General features: G+C 71.1%; 19 protein-coding genes. 10 read left to right on the forward strand and 9 right to left on the reverse strand.

Annotated elements, in window-relative coordinates:
* The first annotated feature begins 40 nt into the window (after nt 1–40).
* From BMY74_RS28130 to BMY74_RS28165, 8 genes are all read left to right on the forward strand, one after another.
* Complete coding sequence (locus BMY74_RS28130) at nt 41–1,006, forward strand: TerC/Alx family metal homeostasis membrane protein (RefSeq protein ID WP_245786402.1); 966 nt, start codon at nt 41–43, stop codon at nt 1,004–1,006.
* Between the two features lie 151 nt (nt 1,007–1,157).
* Nucleotides 1,158–1,964 carry an IclR family transcriptional regulator domain-containing protein gene (locus tag BMY74_RS28135; protein WP_089921438.1) on the forward strand — a complete coding sequence of 269 codons (807 nt, stop codon included), beginning with the start codon at nt 1,158–1,160 and terminating at the stop codon, nt 1,962–1,964.
* A 73-nt stretch (nt 1,965–2,037) separates the two neighbouring features.
* Nucleotides 2,038–3,456, forward strand: coding sequence for an amidohydrolase family protein (locus tag BMY74_RS28140; protein ID WP_089921440.1), 1,419 nt, complete (start codon nt 2,038–2,040; stop codon nt 3,454–3,456).
* Nucleotides 3,456–4,586 (forward strand): CaiB/BaiF CoA transferase family protein, encoded by a 1,131-nt coding sequence (locus BMY74_RS28145; protein WP_089921443.1) that lies wholly within the window; start codon nt 3,456–3,458, stop codon nt 4,584–4,586. The genes BMY74_RS28140 and BMY74_RS28145 overlap by 1 nt, the downstream gene beginning before the upstream one ends.
* A gap of 72 nt (nt 4,587–4,658) precedes the next feature.
* Entirely contained in the window at nt 4,659–5,426 is a 768-nt protein-coding gene (locus BMY74_RS28150) for a citryl-CoA lyase (RefSeq protein WP_089921445.1), read from the forward strand.
* Between the two features lie 3 nt (nt 5,427–5,429).
* Nucleotides 5,430–6,296, forward strand: coding sequence for a dioxygenase family protein (locus BMY74_RS28155; RefSeq protein WP_089921447.1), 867 nt, complete (start codon nt 5,430–5,432; stop codon nt 6,294–6,296).
* Nucleotides 6,281–7,192, forward strand: a complete 912-nt coding sequence (locus BMY74_RS28160) for a quinone oxidoreductase family protein (protein WP_089921449.1) — start codon at nt 6,281–6,283, stop codon at nt 7,190–7,192. Before BMY74_RS28155 ends, BMY74_RS28160 begins: the two co-directional genes overlap by 16 nt.
* Before the next feature lie 24 nt (nt 7,193–7,216).
* Entirely contained in the window at nt 7,217–8,647 is a 1,431-nt protein-coding gene (locus tag BMY74_RS28165; RefSeq protein ID WP_342718226.1) for an FAD-binding oxidoreductase, read from the forward strand.
* 9 nt (nt 8,648–8,656) lie between these two features.
* Here BMY74_RS28165 and sigC read toward each other — a convergent pair whose 3' ends face one another.
* Complete coding sequence (gene sigC, locus BMY74_RS28170) at nt 8,657–9,232, reverse strand: RNA polymerase sigma factor SigC (RefSeq protein ID WP_089921455.1); 576 nt, start codon at nt 9,230–9,232, stop codon at nt 8,657–8,659.
* A gap of 117 nt (nt 9,233–9,349) precedes the next feature.
* Nucleotides 9,350–10,252 (reverse strand): S1 family peptidase, encoded by a 903-nt coding sequence (locus BMY74_RS28175; protein WP_089921458.1) that lies wholly within the window; start codon nt 10,250–10,252, stop codon nt 9,350–9,352.
* Between the two features lie 149 nt (nt 10,253–10,401).
* Here BMY74_RS28175 and BMY74_RS28180 point away from each other — a divergent pair, with 149 nt between their 5' ends.
* Nucleotides 10,402–11,673, forward strand: a complete 1,272-nt coding sequence (locus BMY74_RS28180; protein ID WP_089921459.1) for a cation:proton antiporter — start codon at nt 10,402–10,404, stop codon at nt 11,671–11,673.
* Here the strand turns inward: BMY74_RS28180 and BMY74_RS28185 are convergent.
* From BMY74_RS28185 to BMY74_RS28195, 3 genes are all read right to left on the reverse strand, one after another.
* Entirely contained in the window at nt 11,619–12,059 is a 441-nt protein-coding gene (locus BMY74_RS28185; RefSeq protein ID WP_245786403.1) for a GNAT family N-acetyltransferase, read from the reverse strand. The two genes, BMY74_RS28180 and BMY74_RS28185, sit on opposite strands and share 55 nt — an antisense overlap.
* Before the next feature lie 76 nt (nt 12,060–12,135).
* The gene (locus tag BMY74_RS28190; RefSeq protein ID WP_245786404.1) at nt 12,136–14,400 is read right to left on the reverse strand and encodes a proprotein convertase P-domain-containing protein; all 2,265 of its coding nucleotides are present in this window, start codon (nt 14,398–14,400) and stop codon (nt 12,136–12,138) included.
* Between the two features lie 473 nt (nt 14,401–14,873).
* Complete coding sequence (locus tag BMY74_RS28195; RefSeq protein ID WP_089921460.1) at nt 14,874–16,169, reverse strand: MFS transporter; 1,296 nt, start codon at nt 16,167–16,169, stop codon at nt 14,874–14,876.
* A gap of 318 nt (nt 16,170–16,487) precedes the next feature.
* Here BMY74_RS28195 and BMY74_RS28200 point away from each other — a divergent pair, with 318 nt between their 5' ends.
* Nucleotides 16,488–17,039 (forward strand): class I SAM-dependent DNA methyltransferase, encoded by a 552-nt coding sequence (locus BMY74_RS28200; protein WP_089921509.1) that lies wholly within the window; start codon nt 16,488–16,490, stop codon nt 17,037–17,039.
* 13 nt (nt 17,040–17,052) lie between these two features.
* On the opposite strand, the gene purU is transcribed toward BMY74_RS28200, so the two are convergent.
* Genes purU through BMY74_RS28220 form a run of 4 tightly spaced genes read right to left on the reverse strand, consistent with a single transcriptional unit; the run spans nt 17,053 to nt 21,557 of the window.
* A complete protein-coding gene (purU, locus tag BMY74_RS28205) occupies nt 17,053–17,895 on the reverse strand; it encodes a formyltetrahydrofolate deformylase (RefSeq protein ID WP_089921461.1) in 843 nt (280 codons plus the stop codon).
* Nucleotides 17,895–18,473, reverse strand: a complete 579-nt coding sequence (locus BMY74_RS28210; protein ID WP_245786405.1) for a sarcosine oxidase subunit gamma — start codon at nt 18,471–18,473, stop codon at nt 17,895–17,897. Before BMY74_RS28210 ends, purU begins: the two co-directional genes overlap by 1 nt.
* The gene (locus BMY74_RS28215; protein WP_089921463.1) at nt 18,463–21,279 is read right to left on the reverse strand and encodes a 2Fe-2S iron-sulfur cluster-binding protein; all 2,817 of its coding nucleotides are present in this window, start codon (nt 21,277–21,279) and stop codon (nt 18,463–18,465) included. The genes BMY74_RS28210 and BMY74_RS28215 overlap by 11 nt, the downstream gene beginning before the upstream one ends.
* Nucleotides 21,276–21,557: a sarcosine oxidase subunit delta gene (locus BMY74_RS28220; protein ID WP_089921464.1), complete on the reverse strand. Its 282-nt coding sequence runs from the start codon at nt 21,555–21,557 to the stop codon at nt 21,276–21,278. Before BMY74_RS28220 ends, BMY74_RS28215 begins: the two co-directional genes overlap by 4 nt.
* Nucleotides 21,558–21,564: the final 7 nt, after the last annotated feature.

Below are 21,564 nucleotides of genomic sequence, written 5' to 3' on the forward strand. Positions count from 1 at the left end.
GAGACCTCGAACGATCGTTGTTCGAGGAGGTCCTGTGCCCGTGGAATCCGTGGCAACGCCCGCACTGTGGTTCATCAGCATCGCGGTGCTGCTCGGTCTGCTGGTCGTCGACTTCCTGGTGACGCGGCGCCCGCACGAGGTGTCGATCAAGGAAGCGACCGGCTGGTCCGTCTTCTACCTGGCTCTGCCGTTCGTGTTCGGACTCTGGCTCTGGTACGAGTTCGGCAGCGGCCAGTCCCTGGAGTTCGTGACCGGTTTCGTCGTCGAGAAGTCGCTCTCGGTCGACAACCTGTTCGTCTTCATGCTGCTGCTGGCCGCATTCAGCGTGCCGTCGGAGATCCAGCAGCGCGTCCTGCTCTACGGCATCGTCGGCGCACTGGTGCTGCGCGGCGTGTTCATCGCGGCCGGCGCGGCCATGCTGTCGGCGGGCACCTGGGCGTTCCTCGTGTTCGGCCTGGTCCTCTTCGCCTCGGCCGTGAAGATCCTGCAGTCGGCCCTGTCCGGCGAGCCCGCCGAGAAGGACACGTCGAAGATGCGGTCGGTGCGGCTGCTGCGCAGGCTGATGCCGGTCACCGACGACTACCGCGGCACGAAGATGCTCGTCCGCGAGAACGGCCGCCGCGCCCTCACCCCGCTCGCGATCGTGGTGGTGGCGATCTTCGCGACCGACGTCGTGTTCGCGATCGACTCGGTGCCCGCCGTCTACGGCATCACCGAGGACCCGTACCTCGTGTTCACCACCAACGCGTTCGCGCTGCTCGGCCTGCGCGCGCTGTACTTCGTGCTCCAGTCCGTGCTCGCGAAGCTGGTGCACCTCAACCACGGTCTCGCGATCATCCTGGCGTTCATCGGCCTGAAGCTCGTGCTGCACTGGGCCCACGGCGTGTGGCCGGCCGTGCCGACGATCCCGACCCCGGTCTCGCTCGGCGTCATCGTGGTGACCCTGGCCGTCGTGACCTTCACCAGCCTCCGCTCCCGCCGCGAGGAACCCGTCAGTTTGGACTGATCGCCATGGCCACCGCGCGCCTGATCGATTTTCTCGTCGACGTCAGCGTGACTCTGCTCGTGCTGGCCGCACTGGTGGTGGCCTGCGCGGTGCTGACCTCCAGGCCCTGACGCTCCCACGATAACGGACACGTGTCCGTTATCGTGGGAGCATGCCTGCTCGCCCTGACACCGGCCCCGACTTCATCGAGGCGCTCGCCCGCGGCCTGGACGTGATCCGCGCGTTCCGGCCGCTGCGCCCGGTGATGACGCTCAGCGAGGTCGCCGCGGCCACGGACCTGGCGCGGCCGACGGCGCGCAGGATCCTGCTGACGCTGGTCGAGCTCGGGTACGTGCGGCAGGGCGAGAGCGGGTTCGCGCTCACGCCGCGGGTGCTCGACCTCGGTGTCGCCTACGTGCGGTCGATGGGGCTGTGGGACGTGGCCCGGCCGCACATGGAACGGCTTTGCGCCCGCACGAACGAGTCCGTCTCCATCGCGCAGCTCGACGGGTCGGACATCGTCTACGTGGCGCGGGTGGCGGTGCCGAAGATCGTCACACTGTCCGTGCAGATCGGCACGCGGTTCCCGGCCCTGCCGACCTCGCTCGGGAAGGTGCAGCTCGCGGCTTTGCCACCGGACGAGCTGGAGGCCGTGCTCGCGCAGCCGACGCGGTCCGGGCTGACGTCGCGGTGGCAGCCGGACGTGGCGGAGCGCGACGCCGAGCTGCGCGACGTGCGGGCGCGCGGGTGGGCGATGACCGACGAGCAGCTCGCGCTCGGGATCCGGTCGGTCGCGGCGCCGCTGCGGGACGGGACCGGCGCCGTGGTGGCCGGGATCAACGTCAACTGCCACGCGTCGGAGACGTCGGTGGAGCGGATGCTCGAGCACCACCTGCCGTTGCTGCTGCAGGTCGCGGGCGACATCAGCGCCGACTTCGCCCGGCTCGGCACGGTGCCGCACGAGGTCGTCGCGTCCTGAGGGGTTGACCCGGCGCGGAAGAAGGTTGAGGATTCAACGGACACCTGTCCGCCTGACGGTCAAGGAGTTCCCCATGAGTTCCGTCGTCCTCAGAAACGGCACCGTCCTGACCATGGACGGCCGCCAGCCCCTCGTCGACCACGACGTCCTGGTCACCGGTGACCGCATCGCCGCGATCGGGCCGCGGCTGGAGGTGCCGGAAGGCACCGAGGAGGTCGACGCGACCGGCGGCATCGTCATGCCGGGCATGATCGACACGCACCGCCACCTGTGGCAGACGGCGATGCGCGGCTACGGCGCCGACTGGACGCTCACGCAGTACTTCGTCTGGTACTACCTGGAGTGGGGCAAGGTCTTCCGGCCCGAAGACGTCCACGCCGGCAACCTGCTGGGCGCCGCCGAGGCCCTCGACGCCGGTGTCACCACGACCGTCGACTGGTCGCACGGCCTGCAGACCACCGACCACGCGGACGCCGCCGTCGACGCACTGCAGGCGATCCCCGGCCGGTTCGTGCTGGCGTACGGCAACATCCAGGACAGCCCCGCGTCCTGGACGGCCAAGCCCGAGTTCCGCGACTTCGTCTCCCGCCGCATCACCGGCGACGACCTGCTGGGCTTCCAGCTCGCGTTCGACGTGACGGGTGACCCGTCGTTCCCCGAGAGGCCCGCCTTCGAGGTCGCGCGCGAGCTCGGCGTGCCCGTCACGACCCACGCGGGCGTGTGGGGCGCGACGAACGACGACGGCATCAGGCTGATGTACGACAACGGGTTCATGACGCCGGAGACGATCTACGTGCACGCGGCGACGCTGTCCGCCGACTCCTACCACCGCATCGCGGCGACCGGCGGGTCGATCTCCGTGTCGACCGAGAGCGAGCAGAGCGCGGGCCAGGGCTACCCGCCCACCTGGGCGATCCGCGAGCACGGCATCCCGGTGTCGCTGTCGATGGACACGTCGGTGTGGTGGAGCGGCGACCTGTTCTCCGCGATGCGCACGACGCTGGGCGCCGACCGGGCCCGGGAGCACATGGCCGCGCACGCCAAGAACGACACCGTCACGCACGCGGCACTGCGGGCCGAGCAGGTCGTGGAATGGGCGACGCTCGGTGGCGCACGCGCGTTGGGACGCTCCTCGGACCTCGGCAGCCTCGAGGTCGGCAAGAAGGCGGACGTCGTGTTGCTGCGCAACGAGAACTCCCCCGCCATGTTCCCGATCCTCAACCCGTACGGGCACGTGGCGTTCCAGGCGCAACGGTCCGATGTGGACACGGTGATCGTGAACGGCCGCATCGTGAAGCGCGACCACAGGCTCGTCGGCGTCGACCTGGACTCGATCCGCGCGAAGGTGCGGAACACCGTCGAGCACCTGCGGTCGGAGCTCGGCGAGGAGGCGTGGGCCAAGGGCATGAACCCCGACATCCCGGAGTCGAAGGTGCTGGACAACCCCTACACGTACACCGAGTACCGCGGCGACACCCGGACGTCCGTCTGATGGGTGGTCCACTCGAAGGTCTGCTGGTCGCCGACTTCTCGCGCGTGCTGGCGGGTCCGTACGCGACCATGCTGCTGGCCGACATGGGCGCCACCGTCGTCAAGGTCGAGGGCCCGGGCGGCGACGAGACACGCACGTGGATGCCGCCCGTGCGGGAGGACGTGTCGACCTACTACCTCGGCGTCAACCGGGGCAAGCGGTCGATCGCGCTCGACCTGCGCTCCGAGGAGGATGCCGCGCTGGGCCGCGAACTCGCCCGCCGCGCGGACGTCGTGATCGAGAACTTCAAGCCCGGCGGCCTCGCCAAGTACGGGCTCGACCACGCCTCGGTCAGCGCGGGCAACCCCCGCGTGGTCTACGCGTCGATCACGGGTTTCGGCTCGGGCGAAGGAAAGCACGTCCCGGGCTACGACCTGATGGTGCAGGCGATCTCCGGGCTGATGAGCCTCACCGGCGATCCGGACGGGCCGCCGTACCGCGCGGGCATCTCGGTGTTCGACGTGATGGCGGGCAACCACGCCGTGATCGGCATCCTCGCGGCGCTGCGGCACCGCGACGCCACCGGACAGGGCCAGCTCGTCGAGGTGAACCTGCTGTCGTCCGCGCTCACGGGCCTGGTGAACCACAGCTCGGCGTACGCGGCCGGCGGGGTCGTCCCGTTACGGATGGGCAACGCGCACCCCAGCGTGTTCCCCTACGAGCCGCTGCCGACCGCCGACAACGACCTGATCGTGGCGGCGGCGAACGACGGCCAGTTCCGCAGGCTGTGCGAGGTGCTCGGGCTGCCCGAGGTGCCGGACGACCCGCGGTTCGCGCGCAACGCCGACCGCACCCGCCACCGCGAGGAACTGCGGCCCGTGCTGGAGGAGCGGCTGCGGACCAGGGGCGCCGTCGAGTGGTTCGACCTGCTCGTGGCGGCCGGGGTGCCGTGCGGGCCGATCAACACGATCGACGGCGGTTTCGCGATGGCCGAGCGGTTCGGCCTCGACCCGGTCGTCGTGGTCGGGGACGTCCCGACGACGCGGCACCCGATCCGGTTCTCCGAGACCCCTGCGGTGTACCGGTTGCCGCCGCCGGGGCTGGACGAGCACGGTGAGGAACTGCGGAAGTGGCTGGAGGAGGAGAAGTGAGGGAGCCGGGGCCACCACGCCCGCGGACACGCCACCGCCCCTCGCAGTCACGCCATCTCCCCTAGGAGCACCATGACCACCTACGAGACCGCCCTGGGCGCCTCCACTCCGGACACGATCACCCTCCTGGGCCACGACCTCGCCCGCGACGTGATGGGCACCGTCGGGTTCGGCGAGCTGGCGTTCTGGCTCGCCACCCAGCGCAGGCCGAGCCCCGGCGAGACGCGGCTGTTCGAGGCGGTGCTCGCGGCCCTGGCCGACCACGGGTTCACGCCGACCGCGATCGTCAGCCGCCTCACGTTCCTGTCCGCGCCCGACTCCGTGCAGGGCGCGCTCGCGGCGGGGTTGCTGGGCGGCGGTTCGCGGTTCCTCGGCGTCACCGAGGACTGCGGCCGCTTCCTCAACGCCGTCGTGCGGGCCAACCCGGAACCGGACGACTGGGACGCGCTCGCGCTGGACACCGTGAAAGCACAGGGCAAAGCGCGCATCCCCGGCCTCGGCCACCACGTGCACAAGAACGGCGACCCCCGCACTCCGCGGCTGTTCGAGATCGCCGAGGAGGAGGGCCTCGCCGGGCCGCACCTGTCGCTGTTCGCCGCGATCGGCCGGGTGCACCCGCGGGTGCTCGGCAAGACGTTGCCGCTCAACGGGGCCGGCACGTGCGGCGCGGTGCTCGCCGACCTCGGCCTGCCGCTGGAGCTGTTGCGGGGCTTCGCGTTGCTGGCCCGCACCGCGGGGTTGATCGGGCAGCTCGCCGAGGAGCTGCGCAACCCCGTCGCCAACGACATCTTCCTGTCCGTCGACACGAACACCAGGTCCGTCGCACCCGTCGAGGAGTGAGCAATGCAGCTCGTCACCGAGGACAACATCACCGCGCTCGCCGAGCAGCGCTGGGCCACCGCGAAGGACCCGCGAACAGCGCAGCTGATGACCGCGCTGGTCCGGCACCTGCACGACTTCGCCCGCGAGGTGCGGCTCACCGAGGCCGAGTGGATGGCGGCCGTGCGGTGGCTCACCGCGACCGGGCAGATCAGCGACGCCAAGCGCGAGGAGTTCATCCTGGCCTCGGACGTGCTCGGTCTGAGCATGCTCGTGGTGCAGATGAACCACCGCTTCGACGTGGGCGCGACACCCGCCACCGTGCTCGGGCCGTTCCACATCGACGGCTCCCCCGAGCTCGGGTTCGGCGGGGACATGTCCGACGACGTGGACGGAACTCCGCTCTACCTCACCGGAACCGTGCGCTCGCTGGACGGCACGCCGGTCGCCGGCGCCGTGCTGGACGTCTGGCAGGCCGACGCCGAGGGCGCGTACGAGGCCCAGCTCGACGTGGACGAGGCGCGGCTGCGCGCGAAGTACCGGGCCGAACCGGACGGCTCCTACTGCGTCCGCACGATCACGCCCAAGGGGTACTCGATCCCGATGGACGGGCCGGTCGGCGCGTTGATCGAGCAGACGGAGATCAGCCACTTCCGGCCCGCGCACGTGCACTTCCTGCTCACCGCCGAGGGGTTCGAGCCGCTGATCACGCACCTGTTCGAGGAGGACGCCGAGTACCTCGACAGCGACGTCGTGTTCGGCACCAAGCAGGAACTCGTGGTGAGGTTCGTGCCGCGCGAGCCCGGCGTGACCCCGGACGGCAACGTCTCCGACGTGCCGTGGGTGCTCGCCGAGTACGACTTCGTGTTGCAGCCGTGCGCGCCGCAGTAGTCGTTCGTCCCGGTCAGCCGCCGTCGCTCGCTGACCGGGGCGAGCCTTCCGCTGCTCCCGGCGAGGTCGTCGTCGACGTCCTCGCCGCGCCGATCACACCGCTGGACCTGTTGTGCGCCGGCGGTACTTCGTACTTCGGCGTGCCCGAGACGCCTTATGTGCCCGGTGTGCAAGGGGTCGGGACGGTCGACGGGCGCCCGGTGTGGTTCCCCACCCGTGCCGGGATGGCCCCGGGGGACGGCAGCATGGCCGCGAAGGCGTTGGCACGGCAGGAAGACCTGGTGTTCCTGCCGGACGTCGACCCGGTCGCGCTGGCGGCACTCGGGTTGTCGGCCGTCGCCGCGCACATGGCGATGACGTGGCGCGGCGGGCTGGTGGCCGGGGAGACCGTGGTCGTGCTCGGCTGCGGTGCGGTCGGGCAGGCCGCGATCCAGCTCGCGCGCCTGGCCGGTGCCGGACGGGTCGTGGTCGCCGCGCGTTCCGCCGAGGCCCGCGACCGCGCGGTGCGGTCGGGAGCGGACGTCGTGGTCGCGCTGGAGGACGTGGCCGAGGCCGCCCAGGACGCGGACCTGCTGCTCGACCCGTTGTACGGGCCACCCGCCGCGGCGGCCGCGCAGGCGTTGCGGCCCGGCGGCCGCTGGGTGAACCTCGGCGGCTCCGCGGGCGAGACCTGCCCGATCACCTCGTCCACGTTGCGCAGCAAGTCGTTGCGGTTGTCCGGGTACACGAACAACGAGCTGACCGCGCAGCAACGGGCCGACGCGATCTCCGTCATCGCCCGCTACGCGGCGGCGGGCCTGCTCACCGTCGACCACGAGGTCGTGCCGCTCGACGACGTCACGGATGCGTGGCACCGCAAAGGCCGGGGCCGGGTCGTGCTCGCGGTGCGCGGGTGATCACGGCGTGCCAAGATCGATCGGGTGGATCGACGCAGGTTTCTGAAGGTCGCCGGGCTCGCCGGTGCCGGTGCCGCGCTCGCGGCCTGCACCTCACCCGCTCCCGTCCCGGTGGCGCCACCGTCCAGTTCGTCCGTTCCGAGTGGACCGCCCGACTGGACCGGCCTGCGGTCGAAGCTGTCCGGCCAGCTCGTGCTCGCCGGCGACGACGGGTTCGCCTACCAGGGCTTCAACCCCGTGTGGGACGGCCAGAAACCGGCCGCGGTCGCCAAGGTCAGCTCGGCGGCAGACGTGCAGGCCTGCGTCGAGGCCGCCCGCGGACGCGTCGCGATCGCCGCCCGCAGCGGAGGCCACAGCTACGCCGGGTACTCGTCGCCCGCCGGTGGCCTGCAGGTCGACGTGCGCGGCCTGTCGGACGTCGAGGTGCTGCCCGGCGACCGGGTCCGCATCGGCTCCGGCGCGGCCCTCGGTGACGTGTCCCAGGCCCTGGTGGCATCCGGCCGCTGCCTGCCGACCGGCACGTGCCCGTCCGTCGGCGTCGCGGGCCTCACGCTCGGCGGCGGCATCGGCGTCCTGTCCCGCAAGTACGGGCTGACGTGCGACCACCTCGTGTCGGCCGCGGTCGTGACGGCCGACGGCAAGCTGCTCACCGGGTCCGCCGAGCAGGAACCCGACCTGTTCTGGGCGTTGCGCGGCGGCGGTGGCGGCAACTTCGGCATCGTCACCGAGTTCGTGTTCTCCACCGCGCCCGCCCCTGAGGTGGCGGTCTTCTCGCTGTCGTACCCGGCCGGTGCTGCGGCGGACGCGCTCGGCGCGTGGCAGAGGTGGATCGCCGGCGCGCCGAACGAGATGTGGTCCAACGTCGTGGTGCGCGGTGGCGCGCAGCCAAGTTGCAAGATCGGCGGCTGCTTCGTCGGTTCGGTGAGCGGCCTCAACGCTTTGCTGGCGCAGTTGCCTCCCACGGCCGAGCGGTTCGTCCAGGCGCAGACCTACGCCGAGGCCACGCGGTACTTCGCCGGAGGCCCCATCGCCCGCGAGTCGGCCGTGGCGTCCTCACGGGTCGTGCGCGACCCGATCAGCGACCCCGCCAAGGCCGTGGCGCTGCTGGCGGGCCAGTCCGACGAGACGTACCTGATCTTCGACGGCCTGCGCGGCGCGGTGGCCGACGTCGCGCCGGACGCCACCGCGTTCCCGCACCGCACGGCTCTCGCGAACGTCCAGATCTACCTCAAGACACCACCGGAGAACGCCGCCCGGGCCCGTGCGAACCTCGCCGCGATCCGCGACGGGCTCGGGGCACTGGTCGGCGAGACCGGATACGTCAACTACATCGACCCGCAGATGCCCCAGTGGGCGCAGGCCTACTGCGGCGGCAACCTCGCCCGGTTGAAGGAGGTCGCCGCGAAGTACGACCCGGACCACGTGTTCGCCTTCGCGCAATCGGTCCAGGGGTGACGCCCGGTCCTACACGGCTCCGGCGTCTTCGTTCCCCTGACCGCTGATCAGGTCCTCCCGCGCCCGCGCCACCCGCGAGCGCACCGTCCCGATCGGACACCCCGCCACCTCGGCGGCCTCCGCGTACGACAGGCCGAACACCTGGGTCAGCAGCAGGGCCTCGCGGCGTTCGGGCGTGAGGCCCGCGAGCATGACGGTCAGCTCGACCACGTCCTCGAACCCGGCCGAGCGCGCGTGCTCGGCGTAGCGGTCCGCGTCCGAGGCCACCTGGTAGTCGGCCGACCAGGCGATCGACGGGCGCGCGACGGCGGCCCGGATGTGGTCGACGACGGTGCGGCGGGCGATCGAGAGCAGCCAGGTGCGGGCCGACGAGCGGGCCTCGAAGCCCGGCAGCGACCGCAGGGCGCGCAGGTAGACGTCCTGGGTGAGGTCGTCGGCCACGCCGATGCCGCCGAGGTGCGCGACCAGCCGCCAGACGTCGCGCTGCGTGAGGCGGATGAACCGCTCCAGCGCCTCGCGGTCACCCGCGCCGGCGGCCAGCGCGCACGCTGTCACCGCCTCGTCGTCACTCCTCGAAGTCGCCACGACTCGGCAGAGTAACCCACCGTCCGAGACCACCCGGAACCGCGAAGGGCCGGTGGACGCGCACCTCGAGAGCTGCGCGTCCTGCCGGGAGTGGACGGGGGTACCGCCGCCTGACCGCTATCCGATGCGCGCACCCACCGCGGCGAGCGCCCTGGTGACGGGCTGGAAGAACGTCACCCCGCCGGTGCGGCAGTTGCCGCTGCCCCCGGAGGTGATGCCGATCGCGTTGCCGTTGTTCGTGAACATCGGGCCGCCGCTGTCGCCGCCTTCGGCGCACACGGTGGTCTGGATCAGGCCGGTGACACGGCCCTCCGGGTAGTTGACCGTGGCGTTGAGGCCGGTGACGCGGCCGGACCGCAGTCCCGTCGTGCTGCCCATGCGCTGGACCTGCAGGCCGACGCGTGCCTCGGCGGCGCGCTCGATCCGCACCCGGCGGCCGTTGCCGGTGTCGACCTCGCTGGGCGCGTCGGTGTTGCGGTTGTTGTAGGTGAGCAGGGCGAAGTCGCCGGCGCCGGGGAACGTCGAGCGCGCGACGGTGGCGGCGGCGCGTCCGCCCGGTGTCAGGGAGAACTGCCTGCCCGCGGCCGTGCAGTGGCCCGCGGTGAGGATGGCGGGGCTGCCGTTGCCGGTGACCACGTTGAAGCCGAGCGAGCAGCGGCTGCCGCCGGCGAAGATCGCGTCGCCGCCCTCGGCGAACAGCCGGAACTCGCCGGAGGTCCGTTGCAGCTTCACCCCGGCGCCCATGGCGTCGACCGTGGCCACCAGGTTGTCCCACTTCGCACCGGTCACGGTGCTGTCGGCGGTGACGAGCACCTCGTTCGTCGCCGGGTCGACGGCCCACGCGGTTCCCGTCACGGAGGCCTTCTCCCGCAACGTCTCGGTGGCCTTCTCCGGTGACGTGCGCACCTGGGGCGCCGCCTGGCTGGCGGTGAACGTCGCGCCTGTGATCGCCAGGGCGACGAGACCGATGGCGCCCGCGATCACCTTTCCGCGGCGGTGGTCATCGTGGTGCTTGCCCATGTGGCGTCCTCTCGTTACCGGACTGAGATCCGCTCATGTCCGGGAGTACGTACGGCGCGGCGTCCCGGTTTAGGTGAATGGTCGGAATCGGTCCGTCCGGAGCAACGCCTGCGGATGTCCTTTGTGGACGCGCGGGCCAAGATGGGCCCATGAACTCGCTGTTGCTCGCCGCCGCGTTCGCGATGGTCGTCCGGTCGCTCGCGGCGAACCGCCTGGACCGCTGGCTGCTCGGCGCTCCGCTCGTGATGGTGCTGGCCGGGGTCGTGGTGGGCTGGTTCGAGCCGAGCGGGATCGCCGACGGCCTCAACACCGAGTCGGTGCAGCACGCGGCCGAGATCATCCTCGCGGTGCTGCTGTTCGTCGACGCGACGGAGGTGCGCGCGGGCCGGCTGTGGGGTCCCTATCCGGGACTGGTGGCGCGGGTGCTGCTCGTCGCGATGCCGATCAGCATCGCCGTGGCGGCGCTGCTGGGCTGGTTGCTGTTCCCGCGCCTGCCGTGGGAGGTGCTGCTGCTGATCGCGTGCGTGACGGTGCCGATCGACTTCGCCCCGGCCGAGCGCGTGGTGCGCGACAAGGGGCTGTCGGCGCGGGTGCGGAGCACGCTGAACGTCGAAGGCGGCTACAACGACGGCATCGTGACACCGCTGTTCCTGTTCGCGCTGGTCCTGGCCGGTGACGACACCCAGGAGCGCACGCCGTTGGAGGCGCTCGGCACGGTGCTGCCGTTCGCGGTGAAGGCGTTGCTGGCCGGGGTGGTGATCGGCGCGCTGCTCGGCTGGCTGATGGACCTCGCCCACCAGGCGGACTGGGTGAGCGACCAGTCCGCCCGCGTCGCGGTGCTGCTCACGCCGTTGCTGACCTTCACCGCGACGGTCGCGATCGACGGCAACGGCTTCGTCGCCTCGTTCGTCTGCGGCATCACGTTCCGGTACGTGCACCGGCTGCTCAAGGCCCGCCGGGTGCGCACCGGACGGGCCGAGGCGCGCACGGACGCGCTGAACTCCGACCTGCACCTGCTGGAGGACGTCACCGGGCTGCTGACGATGACCATGTGGTTCGTGGTCGGCATCGCCGCCGTGCTGACGTTCTACCTGGGCGTGTCGTGGCAGGTGCTGCTGTTCTGCGCGGCCGTGCTCACCGTGGTGCGGCTCGGGCCCGTGCTCCTCGCCCTCACCGGGTCGCGGATGCGCCGGCGTGAACGCCTGCTCGTCGGCGCGCTGGGACCGCGGGGCACGACGACGATCGTGTTCGGGTTGCTCGCGTTCAACCGGCTGCCGGAGGGGCCCGCCGCCGACACGATCCTGACGATCACGGTCGTGTGCGTGCTCGGCAGCGTCGCCCTGCACGGCGTGGGCGCGACGCCGTTTCAGAGGCTCTTGGCGAAGTGGAACGCGGGGATGACGAAGCCGGAGGCCAGGTAGAGGCGGTGCGCGTCGTGCCGCTGCGTCCCGGAGTCGAGGTGCACGCCCGCGCAGCCGAGGCGGCGGGCCTCCTCGTCGACCCACCGCAGCAGGGCGCCCGCGTGCCCCTTCCCGCGTGCGGAGGGCAGCGTGCTCAGGTCGTCGATGTAGAGGTGTGAGCCTGCGTAGAGGCTGGTCTGGTGCCGGAACCCGGCGAGTGAGACCAGGAGGCCCGTCTCGTCGTAGGAAACGACGAGACGGTAGCCCTCACGCCGTTGGGTGCGGACGAGTTCCGCGAACTCGTCGGCGTCGGTGAGGTGTGGGCGGAGCTCGCGCATCACGTCGAACGCCAGGGCCGTGTCCGCGCCGCCGAGTTCCTCGATCTTGATGGTGTGCTGAGTGGTCACGACGACGATGTTGCCGTGGAGAAGTGGCCTCTCAGAAGACCCAGTTGAGCGGTGTTCTGAGAGGCCACTTCACGTCTTACGGGGCCAGGTTGACGCCCCACGTGTCGATCGTGCCGACGTCGGACGCCGCCAGGTCGCGGATGCGGAGCTTCCACGTGCCGTTGGCACCTTCGCCGGACACGTTGACCGTGTAGGTGCGGTCGATGTTGTCCGCGCTGCCGCCCGCGCGGTTGTGCAGGGTGTACGACGTGCCGTCCGGCGCGATCAGGGCCACCGTCAGATCACCGATGTACGGGTGGACGATCCGGACCGTCACCACCGAACCGGCGGACGGCGTGGACGAGCACCCGGAGATCACGACGTCGCTGTCGACCGCGGCGCCCGCGTCCGGAATGGCGACGTCGTTCGCATTGGTGCCGGTGCAGCTGCCGCCACCGCTGCCCGTGACGGTCAGCGTGTAGGTGGCCGTGCGGGTCGCCGTGCCGGTCGCGGTGATCGTCACCGGGTAGGTGCCCGCGGGGGTGGACGCCGTGGTGCTGACCGTCAGCGTCGAGCTCGCTCCCGTTTGGACGGACGCCGGGCTGAACGAAGCCGCTGCGCCGGAGGGAAGTCCGGACGCGGACAGCTGGACGGTCTGCGCGTTGCCGCTCACCGTGGCGGTGCCGACCGTCGCCGAGACCGACGACCCCGCCGCCACCGAACCGGACGCCGGCGACACCGACACGGAGAAGTCCGCGCCGGGCGTTCCCGTGCCGACGGCGGACTTCCACAGGGTGTAGGCGATGCCGTCGACCGCGCGGTTGAGGTGGGTGTCGCTGATGTTCGCGGTGGTGTCGCAGGACGCGTGGTAGCAGGGGTCGAACGCGCTGCCCGACGTGCCGCCCCACTTCGTGGCCTGGGCCGCGGTCTTGCGGGCGCTCGCGCCCATCGCGTACCCGGACGCCGGGATGCCCGCGTTGGTGAACGACGCGTCGTCGGACCGGTTGCGGCCCTCGGTGTTCTCCTCCGGCTGCAGGCCGAGGGAGTCCCAGTACGCCTTCATGTGCGTGGACTGCGCGGAGGTGATGTTGTTGATGAAGTAGCCGCCGTTGGTCGAGCCGACCATGTCGAAGTTGTGGTAGGTCTTGATCTTCGAGCGTTCGGTGGACGGCAGCTGCGAGACGTAGAAGCGCGAGCCGTTGAGGCCCTGCTCCTCGTCGGTCCACCAGCCGAAGCGGACCTTGTTGACCATCGACGGGTTGCGCTGGGCGAGCACGAGCGCGGACTCCAGCAACGCGGCCGAGCCCGAGCCGTTGTCGTTGATGCCCGGTCCCGCGGACACGCCGTCGAGGTGGGCGCCGAACATGTAGACGTTGTTCGCGTCGCCGCCGGGCCACTCCGCGATGACGTTCGGGCCGGCGCCGGTGGTGCAGCCGGAGGTGCAGGCCTGCTCGGTGACCGAGTACCCGGCCGCGGTGAGCTTGTCCTTCACGTACGCCACCGACGCGCGGTAGCCCGCCGACGTCGAGCGCCGGTTGCCGCCGTTCTGCGAGGCGATCGTGCCGAACTGCGCCAGGTGCGCCTTGACGTTGGCGATGTCGATGTCCGGGATCTGCGGCCCGGTGCCGCCCGTGACCGTCAGGGTGTAAGTCGCGGTCTTCGTCGTCGTGCCCGCCGCCCGCACCGTGATCGGGTACGTGCCGGACGAGATCGACGTCGCCGTGCTGATCGACAACGTGGAGCTGGAACCGGACGTGACCGAGGCCGGGCTGAACGACGCCGTCGCGCCGGAGGGAAGGCCGGTGGCGGTCAGCGCGACGGTCTGCGCCTGACCGGCCGTCGTCTGGGTCTGGACGGTCGTCGTGGCCGTGCTGCCCGCGGCGACCGAGCCGGACGTCGGCGAGACGGCGACGGAGAAGTCGTTGGCGGGCGTCGAACCGCCGAGGTTCAGCGACCAGCTGTCGATCCGGCCGGTGTCGTTGTTCGCGTTGTCGTTGACGCGCAACTTCCACGTGCCGTTGGACGTCTCGCCCGACAGGTCGACGGTGTAGGTCTGGTCGATGTTGTCCGCGGACCCACCGCTCCGGTTGTGCAGGACGTAGGCGGAGCCGTCCGGGGCGACCAGGCTGACCTGGAGGTCGCCGATGTAGGTGTGCACGATCTTCACCGGCACCGTGGCGGTGGCCGACGGCGCCGACCCGCACTCGCTGATGGCGATGGGCGACTCGACGGTGGTGTTGTCACCGATCGCGAAGTCGCCGTCGTTGGTGCCGGAGCACCCGGCGGCCTGGGCGGGGGCGGCGGGCAGGGTCGCCGTCAGCGCCAGGAGTGCGGCGACGAGCAGGGGTCTTCTTCTTCGCACCTTCGGGCTCCTTGGTTCGCAGGGTGACGCGACGGTAGCCGCCAGGACCGCGCCCGACATCCAGTCGTTCGGAGGGTTGTGGCGCTCGTTCCCGTGTGGCGGCCCGGCGATGTCCGATTTCACTGCTAAGTCCGGGCTTCCGTTGCGCCATAAGAGGGATGGCGTCGGCAGACCTGCCGGAAGGAGACAACGATGTCGGGCGACCGGCGGCCGCGTCGAACCAGTGGCCGGCGAGCTGGCCGCGCAGGTTCTGCGACAGGCCGTCGACCCGCTGGTGCGCCTCGGCTTGCAGGGTCGTCGCATCCGGCTGGGCCAGGCTGTGGGTGGTGCCGAACGGGCCGATCGCCAGAACCGATCCGGACGCGGCAGCGATGATTTCGCCGCGCACTCGCAGGAGTGGAACTCCTTCGCAGGCAGGGATGCCGGAACGGTATTCCGCAAATCCCGCCGCCCGCGAATTCGACTTCTCGGTTTCACCTCTTCAATTCAGGCCAGCGCACGTGGTCGGAGTTGATGTGGAACTCGTGCGAATGCGTCCACACACCGCCTTCTGAGTCGTGGTGCTCGTGTTCGACGACTTCTGGGTCGTGCGTCGGCCAGAGCCCCAACGCCACGATCGCGCCTGCAGCGGTCAGAACACCGAGCACGATGAAGGCCACGGCGATGCCGAACGTCGTCGCCACCCAGCCGGCGAGCGGGTAGCAGAGCAGCCAGCAGGCGTGGGACAGCGCGAAGTCCGCGGCGAACAGCGCGGGCCGGTCGGCCGGGTCGGCGGAGCGGCGCAGCAGGCGGGCACCGGGGGTCAGGGCGAGCGCGCACCCGGCGCCGATCAACGCCCACAGCACCAGCAACAGGAGCCAGTGCCCGGCGAACACCGTCCCGGCCAACAAAACCACCACGAGCGTGAACGCCGCGCGCATCACCACCACGCGATCCGGGAAGCGGTCGAGCAGCCGGGGCAACGCCAAGGCCGCCATCAGCGAGCCCGATCCGTTGGCCGCCAGCGCGATCGCGACGGCCGAGGCGTCCATCCCCAGCCCGTCCCGCACGTGCGCCACGGTGTTCACGAACACCATCGACCCCGCCGCCGCGGCGGTGAGGTGAACGGCGAGCAGCCCGCGCAGACGCGGTGTGGCGAGGTAGATGCGGATGCCGCGCGTCGTGGCGTCGTACCGGCCCCCGTTGCGGGGCAACGGTTTCGGTCGCGGGAGCGCGGCCGAGAGCACGAGCAGGGCCGACGCCGCGAACCCGAGCGCGGTGCCGAGGAAGAGCTGAGGGAAGCCCACCCACGCCAGCGCGGCCGCGGCGAGGGCCGGACTGAGCAGGCTCTCCAGGTCGTAGGCCGTGCGCGACAACGTGATCGCGCGCGTGTAGTCGCGTTCGCGCGGCAGCACGTCCGGGATGGTCGCCTGGAACAACGGCGTGAACGCGGCGGATCCCGCCTGCAGCACGAAGATCAGCAGGTAGACCTGCCACACCTCGCTGACCCACGGCAACGAGGCGGCCGCCAGAACCCGCACGACGTCCAGCGCCACGAGCACGGCGCGGCGGGGCAGCGACCCGAGCAACGCCGTGGCGATCGGCGCCACCGCCACGTACGCCACCATCTTGATCGCCAGCGCCGTGCCGAGCACCGTTCCCGCCCGCGGTCCGGCGAGGTCGTGCGCCAGCAACCCGAGCGCGACGGTCGCCAGTCCCGTCCCGGTCAGCGCGACGACCTGGGCACCGAACAGATTCCGGTAGGCCGGATCGCGCAGAACGGAAATCACGGCGGAACTATAAGCACACGAACAGGTTTGCGTCGACGGTGCAACAGCCGCTCACTGGCAACAGCCATTCTTTTCCAACAATTCGCGCTAGGCCGTGTCCCGGATGTTCGTCCGGTGGCAGGCGCGGGCGAGAGACCCGGAGGCGGTGCCGCCGCGAGGTCCCTCATACCGGGTTGTATTAGGGCATCGCGGCGGTGCCGTCTCCGGGGCCCTCGCCCGCTACTGCCGCCCGACGAGACTTCCGGGGCACGGCCTAGGGTTCCGGCCGTGACTCCTTACGACTCGGTCGCACCCCTCTACGCCGAACTCTTCAGCGACATGCTCGACACCAGGCCGTTCGAACGCGCGATGCTGGCCGCCTTCGCCGAGCTCACCGACGGCCCGGTCGCCGACCTCGGCTGCGGCCCCGGCCACCTCACCGCGCACCTCCACGGGCTGGGCCTGGACGTGTTCGGGCTCGACCTCTCCCCCGCGATGGTGGAACTGGCGCGCGAGGCCCATCCGCACCTCCGGTTCGAGGTGGGCTCGATGGCCGAGCTCGACCTCGCAAACGGTGCTCTGGGCGGCATCCTGGCGTTCTACTCCGTCATCCACCTGCCGCCCGCCGAGCTCCCCGCCGTCTTCGCCGAGTTCTTCCGCGTGCTGGCACCGGGTGGCCACCTGATGCTCGGGTTCTTCGCGGGCGACGACCCGGAACCGGTGGAGTTCGACCACAAGGTGACGCCGGCCTACCGCTGGTCGCCCTCCGGGATGGGGGAACTGCTGCGGCAGGCCGGTTTCGCGGAGGTCGGGCGGCTGGTGCGCGAACCGATCGAGGGCGAGCGGTTCCTCCAGGCACAGCTGCTGGCACGCAAGGACCGGCACGGCTGAACCCCGCAGGACGTCAGCGGAACACCACCGTGCTGTTGCCGTTGAGCAGCACCCGGTGCTCGCAATGCCAGCGCACCGCCCGCGAGAGGGCGAGCGCCTCCGCGTCACGGCCGGCGGCGGTGAGGGCGCGCGGGTCGAAGGAGTGGTCGACGCGCAGGACCTCCTGCTCGATGATCGGGCCCTCGTCCAGGTCCGGCGTCACGTAGTGGGCCGTCGCGCCCACGTACTTCACGCCCCGGTCGTAGGCCTGGTGGTAGGGCTTGGCGCCCTTGAAGCCGGGCAGGAACGAGTGGTGGATGTTGATCACGCGCCCCTCGAGCTTCGCGCACAGGTCGTTCGACAGCACCTGCATGTACCGCGCCAGCACGACCAGGTCCGCCTGGTACTCCTCGACCAGCTCGACCAGCCGCTGCTCGGCTGCCTGCTTGGTCTCGGCCGTGTTCGGCACGTGCACGAAGTCGAGCCCGGCCGCCTCCGCCATCGGGCGCAGGTCCTCGTGGTTCGACACGACGGCCGCGATCTCGCCGCCGAGACCGCCCGCGCGCCAGCGGAAGAGCAGGTCGTTCAGGCAGTGGCCGGCCTTCGACACCATCACGAGCACGCGCGGTGCCCGCTCGTCGTGCAGCTCGAACTCCATCTGGAACTCCGCTGCCACCGCGGCGAACTCGCCGGCCAGCGAGTCCACCGTCGCACCGGCGCAGGAGAAGGCCGTGCGCAGGAACAGCTTCCCGCGCACGTCGTCGTCGAACTGCTGGTGCTGCACGATGTCGCAGCCGTGGTCGACGAGGAACGACGTCACGGCGTGGACGATGCCCGCCCGCTCGGGGCAGTGCAGGGTCAGGGTGAACCGGGTCATCACGGCACCGCCAGGTACTCGGTGCAGGCGTCCACGAGCCAGGCCGCCAGGTATCCGGCGAACGACGAGCGCACCAGGACCGTGACGCGGTCGTCTCCGGTCACCTGCAGGACGATTCCCGTCCTGGCGAGGAGTGTCTGCACGCAAGTGCCGCGGGGAGCCGAAGCCGGGTGCAGGTCCACGGAACATCCGTGAGCCAGCACGTCCCGGACGCGCGGCCCCTGGAGGACCACCGTCGTGCGTTGAGCCGAAGTGTCCACAACGGACCCCCAGGCGGTGCCGAGCGCGCCACGCAACACCTCCTCGATCGTGACCTGCTGGTCGGGCGGGGCCGTGACGAGGAACTCGTCCGGTCCGAGCCAGAGCACCTCGACGTCCCCGCATGGTCCGGTGCCCGAGGTGAAAGTGCAAGCAGCGGAGGGAAAACCGACACCGAGGGTAGAACCCATCGCCGCGATGGCGTCCGGATCGGACACGCGGACGGTGAGCTGCGAGCGGAACGGCACCTCGGCGGCGTCCAGCACGGGGGCCAGCGCCGCCAGCCGGTCGCTCCAGGCGGCGAGTGGACTAACCGTCACGGCGGGCTCCTTCCTTGTCGTAGAGCACGGATTCGGTGACGGTGACCGGCACCAGCGAGTCATCGACGGGCACGTACAGCGTCTCGCCGATGCGTTCGTGGCCGGAGCGCACCAGCGCCAGCGCGAACGTCCGCCCCAGAGCGGCGCTCGGGTAGCTGGAGGTGACGTGGCCGAGCATCCGCACGGGCGGTTCCGGCAGACGGTCGGTCTCGACGATCTGCGAGCCCTCCGGCAGCAGCACGGACGGGTCCGCGGGCAGCAGGCCGACGAGCTGCTTGCGGTCCGTGCGGTTGTTCTCGGCGCGGGCGAACGACCTCTTGCCGATGAAGTCCCGCTTCTTCTTCGACACCGCCCACGACATGCCGAGGTCCTGCGGCGTGACCGTCGCGTCGGTCTCCTGCCCGATGATCGGGTAGCCCTTCTCGGCGCGCAGCACGTGCATGGTCTCGGTGCCGTACGGCGTGATCCCGTACCGCTCCCCCGCCGCCATCAGCGCCTCCCACACGGTGATGCCGTGCCAGGCGGTCACGTTGATCTCGTACGCGAGCTCGCCGGAGAAGCTGATCCGGCACACCCGCGCCGGCACCCCGGCGACCTCGGTGTCGCGCCAGGTCATGAACTCGAAGGCCTCGTTCGACACGTCGAGGTCCGGTGCCACGGCCGCGAGCACGTCCCGGGATCGCGGACCCACCAACGGGATCGTCGCCCAGTGCTCGGTGACGGAGGTGCAGTGCACGTCGAGGTGCGGCCACTCCGTCTGCAGCCACTCCTCCATCCAGTCGAGGACCTTCGCCGCGTTGCCGGTGGTCGTGGTGACGAGGTAGCGCTGCTCGCCGACGCGGATCACCGTGCCGTCGTCGATCACCATGCCGTCGACGCCGCACATCACGCCGTAGCGGATCCTGCCGACCTTCAGGGTGCTCATCATGTTCGTGTAGAGCATGTCGAGGAACGCGCCCGCGTCCCGGCCCTGCACGTCGATCTTGCCGAGCGTCGAGCCGTCCATCATGCCGACGCCCTCGCGCGTCGCCTTGCACTCGCGCAGCACGGCGGTGTGCAGGTCCTCGCCCGGCCTCGGGTAGTACCACGGCCGCTTCCACTGGCCGACGTCCTCGAACAACGCCCCGTGCTCGACGTGCCACGGGTGGATCGACGTGACGCGCACCGGGTCGTGCAGCTCGCCGCGGTCACGTCCGGCCAGGGCGGCGAACGAGACCGAGGTGTAGGGCGGGCGGAACGTCGTCGGCCGCTGTTCGGCCAGCTCCACGCCGAGTGCCTCGGCCACGATGCCGGCCGCGATCATGCCGGACGTCTTGCCCTGGTCGTGCGCGGTGCCGATGGTCGTGTAGCGCTTGATGTGCTCCAGCGACCGCAGGCCCGCGCCGGTCGCCCGCAGCACGTCCGCGACCGTCGAATCCCTTTGCAGGTCGACGAAGCTCGTGTCGTCGGAGCCGGGGACGCGCCACAGGACCAGGCCGGAGCGGGCGGTGCACCGGGAGTCGGAGGCGGGCAGCGGGACCTGGCCGCCCGCGGTGAACCCGGCGGCCCGGGCGGCTCCGGCGCCGGCGTCACGGCCCTGGCGGGCGCACGCGGTGAGGTCGAGTTCACCGGTGGCCGAGCCCGCGACGCGGACGGAGGAGAGCTCTTCGCCCGGCACGAAGGCACCGAGTTCGGCGTCGTAGCGCAGCTTGCCGCGGGCCTGGCTGAACAGGCTCACGACCGGGTTCCAGCCGCCGGAGACGAGAAGCGCGTCGCAGGCGATCCGCTCGTCGCCGACGTGGGCCGCCGTGATGCGGCCTGGTCCGTCGGTTCCGGTGACGACCTGCCCGGCGCGCACCTCGATCCCCCGCGCCGCGCACTCCGTCGCGAGCCGGGCCGGAGCCTCCGGCCGCGCGTCCACGACCAGCGCGACGTCCACACCGGACTCCGCGAGGTCGATCGCCGCGCAGTACGCGGAGTCGTTGGTCGTGAACACCACCGCCCGCGAACCCGGCAGCACGCCGTAGCGGTGCAGGAACGTGCGCGCGGAAGAGGCCAGCATGATCCCTGGCCGGTCGTTGTCCGCGAACACCACAGGGCGTTCGTGCGCACCCGTGGCCAGCACGGTCTGCCGCGTCCGGATCCGCCAGACCCGTTGCCGCGCCGCGGAAGCGGGCGCCGCGAAGCCCAAGTGGTCGGTGCGCTTCTGGAGGGCGAGCACGAACCCGTCCTGGTACATGCCGAACGCCGTGGTGCGCTCCAGCACCAGCACACCGGGCGTCGACCTCAGTTCGGCGACGACGTCCGCGACCCACTCGGCGGACGGCCGGTCGTCGAGGTACTCGTCGACGCCCAGCAACGCGCCGCCGGCCTGGTTCTGCTCGTCCACGAGCACCACGCGGGCACCGGCACGAGCCGCCGTCAGCGCCGCCACCAGCCCGGCGGGACCGGCGCCGACCACGAGAACGTCGCAGTGCTCGTGCTTCGCGTCGTACCGCGCCGGGTCCGGTTCGGCCGACAGTCTCCCCTGGCCCGCCAGGCCGCGTGCCACCAGGCCGTCGTACAGCTCGACGGTCGTGGCGAGCAGCATCGGCTCCGAGAACGGCGCCTCGACCTGCACCAGCGACGTCGGGTCCTCCGAGCCCGCCGCGACGATGCCACGCGGACGGCCGAGCTTCACACTGCTGCCGATCTCGTGCACGCCGTGGGCCAGCAACGCCGATGCGAGCGTGTCGCCGGGGTGCCCGGTGTACTCGGTGCCGTTGAAGGTGAAGTGCAGCACGGTGTTCCGGTCGACGGCGCCACCGGTGGGAGTGCGGAGGTTCATGCGGTCACCTCGGGCATGGGCTCGCCCACGCGGTAGACGGCCAGCAGGTCGTGGGTGCGGGTGTCGCGGACGGCGTTGAACCACCGCCGGCACCCGGCGTTGTGGCTCCAGCGCTCGGCGAACGGGCCGCTCGGGTTCTCGCGGAAGAACACGTACCGGGCCCACTCCTCGTCGGTGAGCGCCGACGGGTCCTCGGGGTACGCGACGTGGGCCTGGCCGCCGTAGTGGAACTCGGCCTCCTCGCGCGGGCCGCACCACGGACACGGGATGAGTTGCATCGTCAGC

It is taken from the genome of Lentzea albida (assembly GCF_900111005.1).
Lineage (GTDB): Bacteria > Actinomycetota > Actinomycetes > Mycobacteriales > Pseudonocardiaceae > Lentzea > Lentzea albida.

Bases quoted from the DNA above. Each gene is read 5' to 3' on its own strand.
- BMY74_RS28135 (WP_089921438.1), top strand. From the start codon at position 1,158: ATGCCTGCTCGCCCTGACACCGGCCCCGACTTCATCGAGGCGCTCGCC.
- BMY74_RS28140 (WP_089921440.1), top strand. From the start codon at position 2,038: ATGAGTTCCGTCGTCCTCAGAAACGGCACCGTCCTGACCATGGACGGC.
- BMY74_RS28145 (WP_089921443.1), top strand. From the start codon at position 3,456: ATGGGTGGTCCACTCGAAGGTCTGCTGGTCGCCGACTTCTCGCGCGTG.
- BMY74_RS28150 (WP_089921445.1), top strand. From the start codon at position 4,659: ATGACCACCTACGAGACCGCCCTGGGCGCCTCCACTCCGGACACGATC.
- BMY74_RS28155 (WP_089921447.1), top strand. From the start codon at position 5,430: ATGCAGCTCGTCACCGAGGACAACATCACCGCGCTCGCCGAGCAGCGC.
- BMY74_RS28175 (WP_089921458.1), bottom strand. From the start codon at position 10,252: ATGGGCAAGCACCACGATGACCACCGCCGCGGAAAGGTGATCGCGGGC.
- BMY74_RS28180 (WP_089921459.1), top strand. From the start codon at position 10,402: ATGAACTCGCTGTTGCTCGCCGCCGCGTTCGCGATGGTCGTCCGGTCG.
- BMY74_RS28200 (WP_089921509.1), top strand. From the start codon at position 16,488: ATGCTCGACACCAGGCCGTTCGAACGCGCGATGCTGGCCGCCTTCGCC.
- purU (WP_089921461.1), bottom strand. From the start codon at position 17,895: ATGACCCGGTTCACCCTGACCCTGCACTGCCCCGAGCGGGCGGGCATC.
- BMY74_RS28215 (WP_089921463.1), bottom strand. From the start codon at position 21,279: ATGAACCTCCGCACTCCCACCGGTGGCGCCGTCGACCGGAACACCGTG.
- BMY74_RS28220 (WP_089921464.1), bottom strand. From the start codon at position 21,557: ATGCAACTCATCCCGTGTCCGTGGTGCGGCCCGCGCGAGGAGGCCGAG.